The 14150-nt window shown below is 68.4% G+C and carries 13 protein-coding genes; 11 read left to right on the top strand and 2 right to left on the bottom strand.

The annotated features are described in order from the left end of the window. Entirely contained in the window at nucleotides 1-837 is an 837-nt protein-coding gene (locus tag SROT_RS11515; protein ID WP_013139201.1) for a DMT family transporter, read from the top strand. Nucleotides 838-1028: 191 nt separating this feature from the next. Here SROT_RS11515 and SROT_RS11510 read toward each other — a convergent pair whose 3' ends face one another. After that, nucleotides 1029-1235 (bottom strand): cold-shock protein, encoded by a 207-nt coding sequence (locus tag SROT_RS11510; RefSeq protein WP_013139200.1) that lies wholly within the window; start codon nucleotides 1233-1235, stop codon nucleotides 1029-1031. Between the two features lie 376 nt (nucleotides 1236-1611). Here SROT_RS11510 and carB point away from each other — a divergent pair, with 376 nt between their 5' ends. The 10 genes from carB (at nucleotide 1612) to fmt (ending at nucleotide 13866) form a co-directional block, all read left to right on the top strand. Next, entirely contained in the window at nucleotides 1612-4971 is a 3360-nt protein-coding gene (gene carB, locus SROT_RS11505; protein ID WP_013139199.1) for a carbamoyl-phosphate synthase large subunit, read from the top strand. After that, nucleotides 4971-5846, top strand: a complete 876-nt coding sequence (pyrF, locus tag SROT_RS11500; protein ID WP_013139198.1) for an orotidine-5'-phosphate decarboxylase — start codon at nucleotides 4971-4973, stop codon at nucleotides 5844-5846. Before carB ends, pyrF begins: the two co-directional genes overlap by 1 nt. Nucleotides 5847-6070: 224 nt before the next feature. Then, a complete protein-coding gene (gene mihF / locus SROT_RS11495; RefSeq protein ID WP_013139197.1) occupies nucleotides 6071-6385 on the top strand; it encodes an integration host factor, actinobacterial type in 315 nt (104 codons plus the stop codon). Beyond that, entirely contained in the window at nucleotides 6385-6984 is a 600-nt protein-coding gene (gene gmk / locus SROT_RS11490) for a guanylate kinase (RefSeq protein ID WP_013139196.1), read from the top strand. Before mihF ends, gmk begins: the two co-directional genes overlap by 1 nt. Continuing rightward, nucleotides 6981-7250 carry a DNA-directed RNA polymerase subunit omega gene (gene rpoZ / locus SROT_RS11485; protein WP_013139195.1) on the top strand — a complete coding sequence of 90 codons (270 nt, stop codon included), beginning with the start codon at nucleotides 6981-6983 and terminating at the stop codon, nucleotides 7248-7250. The genes gmk and rpoZ overlap by 4 nt, the downstream gene beginning before the upstream one ends. A gap of 37 nt (nucleotides 7251-7287) precedes the next feature. Then, the gene (gene coaBC / locus SROT_RS11480) at nucleotides 7288-8535 is read left to right on the top strand and encodes a bifunctional phosphopantothenoylcysteine decarboxylase/phosphopantothenate--cysteine ligase CoaBC (protein WP_013139194.1); all 1248 of its coding nucleotides are present in this window, start codon (nucleotides 7288-7290) and stop codon (nucleotides 8533-8535) included. Nucleotides 8536-8571: 36 nt separating this feature from the next. Further along, nucleotides 8572-9786 (top strand): methionine adenosyltransferase, encoded by a 1215-nt coding sequence (gene metK, locus SROT_RS11475; protein ID WP_013139193.1) that lies wholly within the window; start codon nucleotides 8572-8574, stop codon nucleotides 9784-9786. Between the two features lie 79 nt (nucleotides 9787-9865). Continuing rightward, nucleotides 9866-11824, top strand: coding sequence for a primosomal protein N' (locus tag SROT_RS11470; protein ID WP_013139192.1), 1959 nt, complete (start codon nucleotides 9866-9868; stop codon nucleotides 11822-11824). A gap of 134 nt (nucleotides 11825-11958) precedes the next feature. Further along, nucleotides 11959-12786: a PadR family transcriptional regulator gene (locus SROT_RS11465; protein WP_013139191.1), complete on the top strand. Its 828-nt coding sequence runs from the start codon at nucleotides 11959-11961 to the stop codon at nucleotides 12784-12786. Nucleotides 12787-12873: 87 nt separating this feature from the next. After that, nucleotides 12874-13866, top strand: a complete 993-nt coding sequence (fmt, locus tag SROT_RS11460; protein ID WP_013139190.1) for a methionyl-tRNA formyltransferase — start codon at nucleotides 12874-12876, stop codon at nucleotides 13864-13866. Here fmt and SROT_RS11455 read toward each other — a convergent pair. After that, nucleotides 13826-14137 (bottom strand): DUF2631 domain-containing protein, encoded by a 312-nt coding sequence (locus SROT_RS11455; RefSeq protein ID WP_013139189.1) that lies wholly within the window; start codon nucleotides 14135-14137, stop codon nucleotides 13826-13828. The two genes, fmt and SROT_RS11455, sit on opposite strands and share 41 nt — an antisense overlap. Nucleotides 14138-14150: the final 13 nt, after the last annotated feature.

The following is a 14150-nucleotide window of genomic DNA, read 5'->3' as shown; positions in this document are numbered from 1 at the left end:
GTGCTCCCCATTCTCCTCGCGCTCGCGGGCGCTGTCAGCTATGGCGTCGCCGACTTCGCGGGCGGCATGGCTTCGCGGCGTTCCCATGTGTTGCGGGTGGTCATGCTCAGCGCTCCGGCGAGCCTCGCGATGGCGTTCCTGTTGACGCCGCTTCTCGGCGCCGACTTCAGCGGCGGCGCTGTTGTGTGGGGCGCTGTGGGCGGGCTGGCGTCTGTTGCGGCGTTCCCGCTGTTCTATCTGAGCATGGCAGTCGGCCCGATGTCGGTCCTTTCGCCGATCAGCGCGCTGACTGCTGCGGCGATACCGGTCATCGCGGGTGTTGTTTTTGGCGAATCGCTCACGCCGAGATCGGGGATCGGCATGGCTCTGGCGCTTGTTGCCGTCATCCTGGTCGCCCGAGGCGGCGAATCGGAAGGCGTTCTCCCGAGCGCGCAAGGGCTCCTGCTGGCTTCTGGCGCTGGTCTCGCGGCCGCGGGGCAGTTTTTGGCGCTGCATCAGGCTCCGCATGACAGCGGTCTCGCGCCGATGGTCGTTGGCAGGGCTGTGTCGAGCTTCGTCTTGCTCGTCGCTGCCGCTCTCGCGTGGCCGAGGATCAAATCCCGCCCCTTCGCCGTGCTCCCCTCCTTAGCGGCAGGATTGCTCGACGAGATGGCGAATATGTTTTTCCTGCTCGGCTCCCGCGCGGGGGAGCTCTCGATCACCACGGTGATCGTCGCGCTCTATCCGGCCTGCACAGTGTTGCTCGCCTGGCTGGTGCTGCGTGAACGGGTGGCTCGGGTCCAGCACGTCGGCCTTGTCCTCGCCGCCGGGGCGGTCAGCCTGCTCGCGCTGGGATAAAAGCAGTGCGGCCTCGGTGTCCGCAACGGGGGTTGCGGACACCGAGGCCGCACTGTCAGTGGTTCAGCGATCGCTTGGCGCGATGAAGAGAACGGGGGTGACGGACACAGGAGCGTCGTACGTTTCCTGCGTCAGCTCCGTGTGGGAGAACAATCCCACTGTGCTCTTCGCTGGTTGCGGCGAGGAGCCGTTCAGACTGCGACCACGGAGACTGCTTGCGGGCCGCGCTGGCCGGCCTCGGCCTCGAACTGCACGCGCTGCCCTTCGTGAAGGGTGCGGAAGCCGCCGTTCTCCACGATCCCGGTGAAATGGACGAACAGATCCTTGCTGCCGTCCTCGGGGGCGATGAAGCCGAAGCCTTTTTCCTCGTTGAACCATTTGACAGTGCCGAGAGACATAATTTTCCTTGCGTTTTTTGGATACGGGCAGGTGTTCCGGCCCGGGCCGCAAGTGCAGAAGTTCTATCAGAAGAGATTACGAACAAAAGCTCGCGTAAAAAAACCTCGCGAGCTAGTCACAAAGAATTAAACCTCTTCGAGAGTAGCACATCCCGCAAGGCCGTGCGCGCCCCGCCCCGGCTGCTGCTAGACTCAGACCGTTCGACATCCTTTAACGGACCGTCCAGAGAGGCGGAGAAGGAGGTCTCAGCGTGCGACGCCGTGCTGACCTGAAACCCGGTTTTTGTGAACGCCGTCTTGTCATCGGCTCCGGCCCGACGCCATCGGCCGCACCCGCGGGCGCTCTCGCGCCCCAGATGCCGTGGGGGGTGCGCTGATGCCACGTCGCACTGATCTGGGGCATGTCCTTGTTATCGGCTCCGGCCCCATCGTCATCGGACAGGCCTGCGAGTTCGACTACTCCGGCACCCAGGCGTGCCGGGTTCTGCGGGCCGAGGGGGTGCGCGTCTCGCTCGTGAACTCGAACCCGGCGACCATCATGACCGACCCTGAGTTCGCGGACGCCACTTACATCGAGCCGATCACCCCCGAGTTCGTGGAGAAGGTCATCGCCCGCGAACGCCCCGACGCGCTCCTGGCCACCCTCGGCGGCCAGACCGCGCTCAACACCGCGATCGCGCTGCATGAGAACGGGGTCCTCGAAAAATACGGCGTGGAGCTCATCGGCGCCGATGTGGAGGCCATCCGGCGCGGCGAGGACCGGCAGCGTTTTAAAGACATCGTCGCGAAAATCGGCGGCGAGTCCGCCCGATCGCGCGTCTGCCACAGCATGGCCGAGGTCCACGAAACCGTCGCCGAGCTGGGTCTGCCAGTCGTGGTGCGCCCCAGCTTCACCATGGGCGGCCTCGGCTCCGGCCTCGCCCGGACTCCGGAAGACCTCGAACTGATCGCAGGGGCCGGGCTCAGCGCGTCCCCCACCGCGAACGTGCTCATCGAAGAGTCCATCTACGGCTGGAAAGAGTACGAGCTCGAGCTGATGCGCGACGGCAAGGACAACGTGGTCGTCGTCTGCTCCATCGAGAACCTCGACCCGCTCGGCGTGCACACCGGCGACTCGGTCACCGTCGCGCCCGCGATGACGCTGACCGACCGCGAGTTCCAGCGGATGCGGGACCTCGGGATCGACATCCTTCGCGAGGTGGGCGTCGCGACCGGCGGCTGCAATATTCAGTTCGCGGTGAACCCGCAGAACGGGCGGATCATCGTCATCGAGATGAACCCGAGGGTGTCGCGCTCCTCGGCGCTTGCCTCCAAGGCCACCGGCTTCCCCATCGCGAAGATCGCGGCCAAGCTCGCCATCGGCTACACCCTGGACGAGATCGTCAACGACATCACCGGCGAGACCCCCGCCTGTTTCGAGCCGACGTTGGACTACGTCGTCGTCAAGGCTCCTCGTTTCGCCTTCGAGAAATTCCCCGGCGCGGACGCGACGCTCACCACCACGATGAAATCCGTCGGCGAGGCGATGGCCATCGGCCGCAACTTCGTCGAAGCGCTCGGCAAGGTCATGCGCTCCTTGGAGACCAAAGCGGTCGGTTTCTGGACCGTGCCGGACTCCGGCAAGACCGTGCAGGAGCTGTTGGACTCCCTGCGCGTCCCGACCGAGGGGCGGCTCTACCAGATGGAGGAGGCGCTGCGCCTCGGCGCGAGCGTCGAGCAGGTCGCGAAGGCCTCCGGGGTGGACCCGTGGTTCCTCGCCGAGATCAAAGGCCTCGTCGAACTGCGCCGCGAACTCGAATCGGCCCCGGTGCTCGGCGTGGAGCTTTTGCGCCGCGCGAAGCGCTCCGGCCTCTCCGACCGTCAGATCGCCGCGCTTCGGCCGGAGCTCGCCGGCGAGTCCGGCGTGCGGCGTTTGCGCCAGCGTCTCGCGGTGCGGCCTGTGTTCAAGACGGTGGACACCTGCGCCGCGGAGTTCGAGGCCAAGACCCCGTACCACTACTCGGCGTACGAGCTGGACCCCTCGGCGGAGAGCGAAGTCGCCCCGCAGCGCGAGCGGCCCAAGGTCCTCATCCTCGGCTCCGGCCCCAACCGGATCGGCCAGGGCGTGGAGTTCGACTGCTCCTGCGTGCACGCCGCGCGGGCGCTGTCGGCTGCCGGCTACGAGACGGTGATGGTGAACTGCAACCCGGAGACCGTCTCCACCGACTACGACACCGCGGACCGGCTCTACTTCGAACCCCTCACCTTTGAGGACGTCCTGGAGGTGTACCGGGCCGAGAGCGAGTCGGGGACCATCGCCGGGGTGATCGTGCAACTCGGCGGACAGACTCCGCTCGGGCTCGCCGAAGCGCTGGCCGAGGCGGGGGTGCCCATCGTCGGCACGGGTCCGCAGGCCATCGCCCTCGCGGAGGACCGGGGCCAGTTCGGCGCGCTCCTCGGCGACTTGGGCCTGACCGCGCCCAAATTCGGCGTCGCCACCAGCGTCGACGGGGCCAAGGCGGTGGCCGACCAGATCGGCTACCCCGTGTTGGTGCGGCCTTCGTTCGTCCTGGGCGGGCGGGGCATGGAGATCGTCTACGACGAGGACTCCTTGCGCGGCTACGTCGAGCGCGCCACCGAGCTCTCGCCCGCGCATCCGGTGCTCGTGGACCGTTTCCTCGAAGACGCGCTCGAAATCGACGTCGACGCGCTCTGCGACGGGACCGAGGTGTTCATCGGCGGGATCATGGAGCACATCGAAGAGGCGGGCATTCACTCCGGCGACTCCGCCTGCGCCCTTCCCCCGGTGACGCTCGGCCGCTCCGGCATCGCGGAGGTGCGTCGCCAGACGGAGGCGCTCGCGCTCGGCATTGGCGTCCGGGGACTGATGAATGTGCAGTTCGCCCTCAAGGACGACCAGCTTTATGTGTTGGAGGCGAACCCGCGTGCTTCCCGCACCACGCCGTTCGTCTCCAAGGCGATGGCGTTGCCGCTCGCCCAGTCCGCCGCGCGGATCATGCTCGGGACCAGCATCGCGCAATTGCGCGAGGAAGGCCTTTTGCCCAAGCGCGGGGACGGCGCGGACTTCGACGCCGCCGCCCCGGTCGCGGTCAAAGAGGCGGTGCTGCCGTTCAACCGGTTCCGCAAGCCGGGCGGCGAGGGGCTGGACATCTTGCTCTCCCCGGAAATGAAGTCCACCGGCGAAGTCATGGGCATCGACGCCGATTTCGGACGCGCCTACGCGAAGAGCCAGTCCGGCGCGTACGGTGAGCTGCCGACCTCTGGGAAAGTGTTCGTTTCCGTCGCCAACCGGGACAAACGCTCGCTCTTGCTCGCCGTGTCCCGGCTCGCGTCGCTCGGTTTCTCGATTGTCGCGACCGAGGGCACCGCGCACATGCTGCGCCGCAACGGCATCGACTGCGAGGTGGTCGCCAAGCACTCCGAGGTGCTTGCGGCGAGAGGCCGGGCCGCCGGCGGCGAGGACGGCGGGCCGTCGCCGCACGCGCCTGTCTCGATTGTCGAAGCAATCCGCGCGGGGGAGATCTCCATGGTCATCAACACGCCCGGCGGCAACTCCGGACCGCGCAGCGACGGCTATGAGATCCGAGGCGCGACCGTGGTCGCCAACATTCCTTGTGTGACCACAGCGCAGGGCGCGAGCGCCGCGGTGCAGGGCGTCGAGGCGCGGATCGCGGGCGACATCGGGGTCCGTTCGTTGCAGGAGCTGCATGCCTCCATCCGGGAGCACCGCGCCTGATGCCGCCGAGCTTCAACGAGCGGGCGCGGGAGGCCATCGCGAGACGAGGGCGCCTGTGCGCGGGAGTCGATCCGCATCCGGAGCTGCTTGCCGAGTGGAACTTGCCGGACGACGCGTCGGGGCTCGCCGCCTTCGCGCAGAAGTGCGTCGACGCGTTCGGCGACCTGGTCGCGGCGATCAAGTTCCAGGTGGCCTTCTTCGAGGCGCATGGGCCGGAAGGGCTCACCGCGCTCCAGGTCGGTCTGGACGCTGCGGCGAAAACAGGGGCTTTGGTGATCGCCGACGCGAAACGCGGCGACATCGACTCGACCCTGCAGGCGTACACGAGGGCCTGGCTTGCCCCAGGCGCCCCGTTCACCGCTGACGCGGTCACGTTGTCCCCTTACCTCGGCACCGGGGCTCTGCGGCCCGCTGTGGCCGCCGCGCGGGAGTCCGGGCGGGGAGTGATCGCGCTCGCGGCCACTTCGAACGCCGAGGCCCGCGCCGGGCAGCGCGCGAAGCTTCCCGATGGGCGGTCGGTGGCGCAGTCGGTGGTCGATGAAGTGGCCGAGTGGAACAAGGCGGACCGAGGGGCGTCGTCCCCTTCTGCGCAACCGGGCGGCTTCCCCCGGCCTATCGGACCGGGCGGCGTCGTCGTCGGCGCGACGTTCGACCACGGGCTGGACCTCTCCGGGCTGGGCGGGGTGATTCTCGCCCCCGGCTTCGGGGCGCAGGGGGCCAGCGAGACGGATGTCGCGCGGCGCTTCCCGGTCGGCAGGGACAGCCTTCTTGTGGCGGCTTCCCGGTCGCTTTTGCGGGCGGGCCCCGGGATCGGCGCGTTGCGGGCGGCGACGACACGAACAGTGGACACGCTGGAGAACGCGCTGCGAGCCTGAATAACCCGATACTGTTCACGCGCGTGACAAAACCTTCTCCGAGCTGCGATTTAGCCGAGACGCAGCGGAGCTGCCCCGCAAAAGTCGAAGCTCTGCAAACACGTTGACCCGCGAAAACAGGGGGGTCCTCCCACAATCGCGCGGGCCGAGCAGGTACGGTCAATTTTCGGCTGGCTAGCACGGCCAGAACATCGAGTAGGCGAAATCGAAGATATGGAGGCAAAGTGGCTCTTCCCCAGTTGACGGACGCGCAACGCAAGGCGGCTCTGGACAAGGCTGCTGCGGCCCGCAAGGCCCGCGCGGAACTCAAAGAGAAGCTGAAGCAGGGCAAGGTGAAGCTTTCCAAGGTCCTTGCGGACGCTGAGAAGGACGACGTCCTCGGCAAAATGAAGGTCTCCGCCCTGCTGGAGTCTCTGCCCAAGGTGGGCAAGGTCAAGGCGCAGGAAGCGATGACCGAGTTGGAGATCGCTCCGACCCGTCGCCTGCGCGGGCTCGGCGAGCGTCAGCGCAAGGCCCTCTTGGCCAAGTTCGGCAGCTAATGCCCGCCCAGCAAGGGCGGCTGATTGTGCTGACCGGGCCGAGCGGCGTTGGCAAGTCCACGATCGTGGCCCGGGTGCGTCAGATGATGCCTGAGCTTCGGGTGAGCGTCTCGGCCACCACGCGCGAGCAGCGTCCTGGCGAGCAAGACGGAGTGGACTACTACTTCATCACGCCAGAGCGCTTCGACCAGATGGTCGCCAACGACGAATTTTTGGAGTGGATGAGCATCCATAAAGGCCTGCATCGCTCCGGCACCCCCGAGGCTCCGGTTCGGGAGGCGATCGACCACGGTTTTTCCGTGCTCACAGAGGTGGATCTCGGCGGAGCGCGGGCCCTGAGGGCTCGCGTCCCCGAGGCCTACCTCGTTTTTCTCGCCCCGCCGAACTGGGACGAGCTGGTGTCCCGTCTGCGCGGCCGAGGCACCGAGACGGAGGACGTGCTCGCCCGCCGCTTGCAGACCGCGCAGGTGGAGCTCGCGGCACAGGGGGAATTCGACGAGGTCGTGGTCAATCACGACGTGGAGCGGACGGCCGCGGATCTGGTATCGTTGGTCCACAGACTCGAAGGACAACCGACCGACAAGGAGCGACACGGATGAGCGAAGCGCTCGTTTTCGACCCGCCGCAGGGCATCACCAACCCGCCGATCGACGAGTTGCTCGAGCACGTCTCCTCCAAGTACGCCCTGGTGATTTACGGCGCCAAGCGCGCCCGCCAGATCAACGACTACTACACCCAGCTCGGGGAGGGCCTTTTCGACTATGTCGGCCCGCTGGTCGAGCCCGGCCTTCAGGAGAAGCCGCTCGCCATCGCCCTGCGTGAGATCCACGAAGGGCTTTTGGAGCACAACGAAGCCCAGGTCTAGGCCGGGGCTTCGCGCCGGACCCGTATGCTCGGTGGGTATGACGACAAGTCGGAGTATTGTCATCGGCGTCGGTGGCGGCATCGCCGCCTACAAGGCGTGCTCGATCATCCGCCGCTATGTGGAGGACGGCCACCACGTCCGTGTCCTGCCGACGAAATCCGCGCTCAAATTCGTCGGGGCGGCGACCTTCGAAGCTCTTTCCGGCCATGCGTGCAGCGCGGAAGTGTTCGAGAACGTCCCTGAGGTCCCCCATGTCCGCATCGGCCAAGAGGCCGATCTCGTCGTGGTCGCCCCCGCGACCGCCGACCTGCTCGCGAGAGCGGCGAACGGCCAGGCCGACGACTTGCTCACCGCGACGTTGCTCACCGCCCGGTGCCCTCTCCTCTTCGCTCCCGCGATGCACACGGAGATGTGGGAGCATCCCGCGACGCGGGCGAACGTCGCGACGTTGCGCGAGCGGGGCGCTACTGTGGTCGAGCCCGCGTCGGGCAGGCTCACCGGCGCGGACAGCGGCCCCGGCCGCCTCCCGGACCCGGAAGAGGTCGCCGCGCTCGGCCAGCTGCTCCTTGAGCGTCCCGACGCGCTGCCCAGAGACTTGGAAGGCGTCCGTGTGCTCGTGACCGCCGGAGGCACTCGCGAGCCGCTCGACCCCGTGCGATTCCTCGGCAACCGCAGCTCCGGCAAGCAGGGCTACGCGGTGGCCCGCCTCGCGGCCCAACGCGGCGCGAAGGTCACCTTGGTCGCCGGAACGACAGCGGGGCTGGCGGACCCCGCGGCAGTGAACGTGGTCCGCGCGGCCACCGCGCAGCAGATGGGCGACGCCGTCCTGAAACTGGCGGGCCAGGCGGACCTTGTCGTGATGGCGGCCGCCGTCGCAGACTTCCGCGCCAAGGCCGTCTCGTCCACGAAGATTAAAAAAACTGGCGCCGAGCCGGAGCCGATCGTTTTGGAGCGCAACGACGACATCCTCGCCTCCCTGGTCGCGGCGCGCAACCGCGGCGAGCTGCCCGCGGACGTCGCCATCGTGGGCTTCGCGGCAGAGACTGGCGACGAGCGCGGCGATGTGCTTTTCCACGCGCGGCGCAAACTCGCCAGCAAGGGCTGTGATTTGTTGGTGGTCAACGCGGTGACCGAAGGGAACGCGTTCGAGGTGGACGAGAACGCGGGCTGGATACTCGCCGCGGACGGGTCCGAGCGGTCGTTGGCCAAGGGGTCGAAGGCGGCGATCGCGAGCCGAGTTCTGGACGCAGCGTCGGCGCTCCGCGCGCAACACCAGGTAGACTGATCTCTTCGGAGTCAGCAACAATTTGAGGAGCGTTCCATGAGTCAAGCAGGATGGCGACTGTTCACCAGCGAGTCTGTCACCGAGGGTCATCCCGACAAGATTTGTGACGCGATCAGCGATTCCATTCTGGACGCGTTGCTGGCGCAAGACCCCGCCTCCCGCGTCGCGGTGGAGACCTTGGTGACCACCGGCCAGGTGCATGTCGCTGGCGAAGTCACCACCAAGGCGTACGCGGACATCCCGCACATCGTGCGCGAGCGGATCCTCGACATCGGCTACGACTCCTCGTCCAAGGGTTTCGACGGCAACTCTTGCGGCGTGAACATCGCCATTGGCGCGCAGTCCCCGGACATCGCCCAGGGCGTGGACACCGCGTACGAGTCGAGAGTGGACGGGCGGCTCGACGACATCGACAAGCAGGGCGCGGGAGACCAAGGCCTCATGTTCGGCTTCGCGACCCGCGACACCCCCGAGCTCATGCCGCTGCCGATCTCCTTGGCGCACCGGCTCTCCCGCCGCCTCACCGAGGTGCGCAAGACCGGCGTGCTGCCGTACTTGCGCCCGGACGGCAAAACCCAAGTCACCATCGAGTACGACGGCGACAGGGCGGTGCGCGTGGACACCGTCGTGGTGTCCACGCAGCACGCCGCCGACATCGACCTCGACAATCTCCTGGCCCCCGACATCCGCAAGTCCGTGGTGGAGCCGGTGCTCCAGACTGCTGCGGCGAACGGCCTCGACGTGTCGGACTACCGGCTGCTGGTGAACCCGACCGGCAAGTTCGTCCTCGGCGGGCCCATGGGCGACGCCGGTCTGACCGGCCGGAAGATCATCGTCGACACCTACGGCGGTTACGCCCGCCACGGCGGCGGCGCGTTCTCCGGAAAGGACCCGTCCAAGGTGGACCGCTCCGCAGCGTACGCGATGCGCTGGGTCGCCAAGAATGTTGTCGCGGCGGGCCTTGCGGACAAAGTGGAGACACAGGTCGCCTATGCCATCGGCAAGGCCGCGCCGGTCGGCCTCTTCGTGGAGACGTTCGGCACCGAGCACGTCGACCCTGTGAAGATCCGCGCCGCCCTCAGCGAGGTCTTCGACCTGCGTCCCGCCGCGATCATCCGCGATTTGGGCCTGCTGCGCCCGATCTACGCCCAGACTGCAGCGTACGGCCACTTCGGCCGCACCGATGTGGAGCTGCCGTGGGAGCAAACCGACCGGGCGGACGCGTTGAAAGCTGCGGTTGAGCAGGGCTGAGCCCGCTCGTGAACGTCCTCGTGTGAAGACGATTCCCCGCTCGCGGAGCACGCGGGCGGGTCCGCCCGGCGCTCTTGCTGTGTCCTTGCCTGTCGCGAGAGTGCTGCCGCTCGTCGGACCGGCGCATCTGGACCGTGAGTTCGACTACCTCGTCACCGCGGAGCAGGACGCGGCGGCGCAGCCGGGCGTGCGGGTCAGGGTGCGTTTCGCCGGAAGGCTGGTGGACGGTTTTCTGTTGGAGCGCGCCGAGCGCAGCGAACATCAAGGCCGCCTGGCGCCCCTGCATCGCGTCGTTTCCCCGGAACGAGTGCTTCCTGAAGAGCTTCGCGCGCTTGTCGAAGCCGTGGCCGCCCGGTACGCGGGCACGAGGGGCGAGGTCGTGCGTTTGGCGATCCCCCCACGGCATGCGCGGGCTGAAACCGCGCCCGCCCAGCCTCGTCCCGGTCCATCCCAGCCTCGTCCCGAGCTCGGCCATCCCGACGGATGGTCCCGTTACGAGCACGGGGCCGCGTTCGCCACTGCTTTGGCCGAGGGCCGCGCCCCGCGCGGTGTGTGGTCGGCGTTGCCGGGGGAGTCGTGGCCGCGCCGGTTCGCGGAACTCGCGGCCGTCGCCGCCGCGAGCGGTCGCGCCAGCGTGCTCGTGGCGCCGGACGCGAGGGACGTCCGGCTCTTGGCCGACGCATGCCGCGATGCGCTCGGCCCCCAGGCCGTCGCGGTGGTGACGGCGGACGCCGGCCCGTCAGCCCGGTACAGCCAGTGGCTCGCAGCGTTGCGCGGCCGGGTGTGGTGCGTGGTGGGCACGAGGGCCGCCATGTTCGCGCCAGTCCCGCAGTTGGGGCTTGTGGCGATTTGGGACGACGGCGACGAGAACCATCACGAGCAGCGCGCGCCCTATTACCATGCGCGGGAGGTGGCGATCCTGCGGGCGCGGGAGAGTGGTTGCGCGCTGCTTGTCGCTGGTCATGTCGTGACCCCGCAAAGCAAGCTTCTCGTGGATTCTGGCTGGGCGCACGGCGTGCGAGCCTCTCGGGCGGAGCTTCGCGCGGCCGCGCCTCGGATCGCTGCGGCGGGGGAGCGCGAAGCCGAGCTGGCCCGCGATCCGCTGGCCCGTTCCGCGCGCCTGCCGGGCTCGGCCTTCGCCGCGGCGCGGGCGGCGCTCGACGCGGGTTCCCCGGTTTTGGTGCAAACGCCTCGCAAGGGCTATTTGGCGGCGCTCTCCTGCGCCCGTTGCCGTGTGGCTGCCAGGTGCCGGCATTGCCGCGGTCCGCTCGTCCTGGGCCAGTCCGGTGGCCTGCGGTGCGGGTGGTGCGGCGAGGCCGAGGCGAATTTCGCGTGCGCCGCATGCGGCGCGCAGAAGGTTCGGGCCGGGGTGAGAGGAGCTGAGCGCACCGCCGAAGAATTCGGCCGGGCGTTTCCTGGGACGCGTGTCAGCCACAGCGCGGGCGAGCGGATCATCGAGCGGGTCCCGTCGTCGGCGATGCTCGTCGTGGCCACCCCCGGAGCCGAGCCGAGGGTCGAGAACGGGGGGTATGGGGCCGCGCTGCTCCTCGACGCGTGGCAGCTCCTGGAGCGCCCGCATCTTCGTGCGGTCGAGCAAGCCGCGCAGGCCTGGTTCCACGCAGCGGCGTTCGTGCGGCCTGCGGCGCAGGGCGGCAGGGTGGTCATCACCGCGGACGCCGCTTCGCGCGCTGTGGAGGCGTTGATCCGCTGGGACCCGTGGTGGTTGGCGGCGCAAGAGCTCGCGGACCGTGAGGAGCTCGGCTTCACCCCGGCGGTGCGCATGGCCTCGGTCGAAGGCGAGGCCGCGGCGGTGGAGCGGTTCCTCGCCGCTGTGGCGCTGCCGGAAACGGCGGACGTCTTGGGGCCGGTCGAGTTGGACGAAGACGAGGGCTGCCGTCAGGTCCGAATGCTGCTCAGGGCGCCGCGCCAGCACGGCGCCGCCCTTTCTGCGGCGCTGCGGGCCGCTCGCGCTGTCGTTTCCGCCAAAGGCGAGGGCGAAGGGGTCCGGGTGCGAGTCGATCCCGCCCACATCGGCTGACCCCTCCTCGCTTTTTGTGATGCAGTTCATATTGATATATCGTGAATGTTGGTTGACCGGAGAGATTTTCGATGTATATTCGATATATCAACATACTATCGAGTGTTGCTAAACAGAGACTTGAGGAGGAGCATATGTTTCGACCATTGCACGTCGATTTGTTCGACCAGATTCCAGCGGAAGCGATCCGCGGGGCCCGTGAGGCTTTCGCGTCCCGTTTCGACTTCGCTCGGCCGAACTTCGGTTTCGGGCCCGCGGGCCTGGGCCGTCCGGGCAAAGAAGCCCTGGGCCAAGACGGCTCGCGCTGCGGACGGGGCGGCCCCGGAGATTTCGGCCCAGGCTTCGGCCCAGGCGGTTTCGGGCCTCTCGACGGCCCTGGCTGGGGAGGAGCCCCGCATGGCCGAGGCCGCGGCAGGGGCCGTGGCCACCGGCGGCGCGGACACGGCCCTGAAGGGCGCAATTTCGACCTCCGGGCCGCCATCCTCACTCTCCTGGCTGAGGAGCCACTGCATGGCTACGAGCTCATGCGACGGATCAGTGAGCGCTCCGGCGGCCAGTGGCGCCCAAGCCCCGGTTCGATCTATCCGTCGCTCGCCAAGCTCCGCGACGAAGGGCTTGTCCTCATCGAGGAAGAGGACGGCCGCAAGACTGCCAAACTGACCGAGGCCGGTCGCTCCCATGTCGCCGAGTTCGCCGCCGAGCTCGGCGAGGTGTGGGCGGGCGCCGAGCCGGCCGAGGACGATCCGTTGGTCGATTTCTGGGCGCAGGTCCGCCAGCTGATGATGGCCGCCCGGCAACTGGTGTCCATTGGCGACCCCGAGCAGCTGGAGAAAGCTGCCGCGGTGATCGTCGCGGCCCGCCGCAAGCTGTACGCCGTCCTCGCCGAAGACGAGGACGAGCCCTCGCCGGGGCGGCACGAGGACGGCCCGAGCGGCCCGGACCCGAGCGGCCCAGCGCGGTGACACGCCGCCGCAACGCCAGCCGGACCAGGAGAACTATCCTGGTCCGGCTGGTCCAGTTGTGGCGATACGCCAGGAGAAGGAGACGACGTGCGCATAGTGTTCGCTGGGAGCCCCGAGGTCGCGGCGGTGTCGCTCGCCAAAATCTTGGACGACGGCGAGCATGAAGTGCTCGCCGTCATCACGCGGCCCCCGGCCCGTTCTGGGCGGGGCTTGACCCGAAAACCGTCCCCGGTCGGCGCGCTCGCGCACGAGCGCGGCGTTCCGACGCTCACGCCGACGAGCGCGAAAGACCCGCAATTGCACGCGGCGCTCGCCGAGCTCGCCCCGGATTGCGCGCCCGTCGTCGGCTATGGCGCGCTGATCCCGCCCGCTTTGCTCGCCGTTCCGAGGCACGGCTGGGTGAATCTGCATTTCTCGCTGTTGCCCGCATGGCGGGGGGCGGCGCCCGCCCAAGCGGCCATCGCCGCAGGCGACGAGGTCACAGGTGTGACCACGTTTCTGCTTGAGGAAGGGCTCGACACGGGTCCGGTGTTCGGCCGCGCCACCGAGACGATCCGAGCCGACGACACCGGCGGCTCGCTGCTCGAACGGCTCGCGCTCACCGGCGCCCACCTGCTGGCGACGACGCTCTCGGGCCTCCAATCGGGCGCCCTTGTGCCTGAGCCGCAGCCCCAGGACGGAGCCTCGTACGCCCCGAAGATCTCCGCCGCAGACGCGCAAGTCCGCTGGGAGCTCCCAGCGCATGTGGTGGAACGGCGGATTCGGGCGATGACGCCCGCGCCAGGGGCGTGGACCGTCTTCCAGGGCAAACGGCTCAAACTCGGCCCGCTTGCCCGTCCGAAGGAGCAAGTGTGCGGTCTGCGCCCCGGGGAGCTGCGGGCGGCAAAGTCGGAGGTGCATGTCGGCGCGGGCGCGGAAGTGCTCGCGCTCGGCGAAGTGCGTCCGGAAGGGAAAGGCGCGATGCGCGCCGTCGACTGGGCGCGCGGGGCGCGGCTGGCTCCCGGCTCCACATTCGACGGGCCCCACGCAGGGGGGCAGGTTACCGCTTCCAGCGACCGCGCTTCGACACAACATCGATGACCAGCCAAATCGCAATGATCGCGGCCACCACGTCGAGCCAGACGTCCTCAACATGGCCTTGATGGTTGCCCACGTTCATGATCAGCAACGAGAAAATCGCGGCGAGCGCGACCCAGCGGTACGTGGTCGGGTATTCGCCGTGCCAGCCCCATCGGCCGGAGGGCTCGACCGCGAGGTCCACTTTCGGCGTGTCGTACCAGCGCGCCTGCGCGGGCTGCGGCTCGTGCTCGTCGTCGTGTGCGGGGAGGGCGGGCGCTTCAGTCTGCGACATACGGCTAGTGTAC

Source organism: Segniliparus rotundus DSM 44985, assembly GCF_000092825.1.
Lineage (GTDB): Bacteria > Actinomycetota > Actinomycetes > Mycobacteriales > Mycobacteriaceae > Segniliparus > Segniliparus rotundus.
Note: the sequence above shows the minus strand (reverse complement) of the source record. Positions and strands in the feature narration are given on the sequence as shown.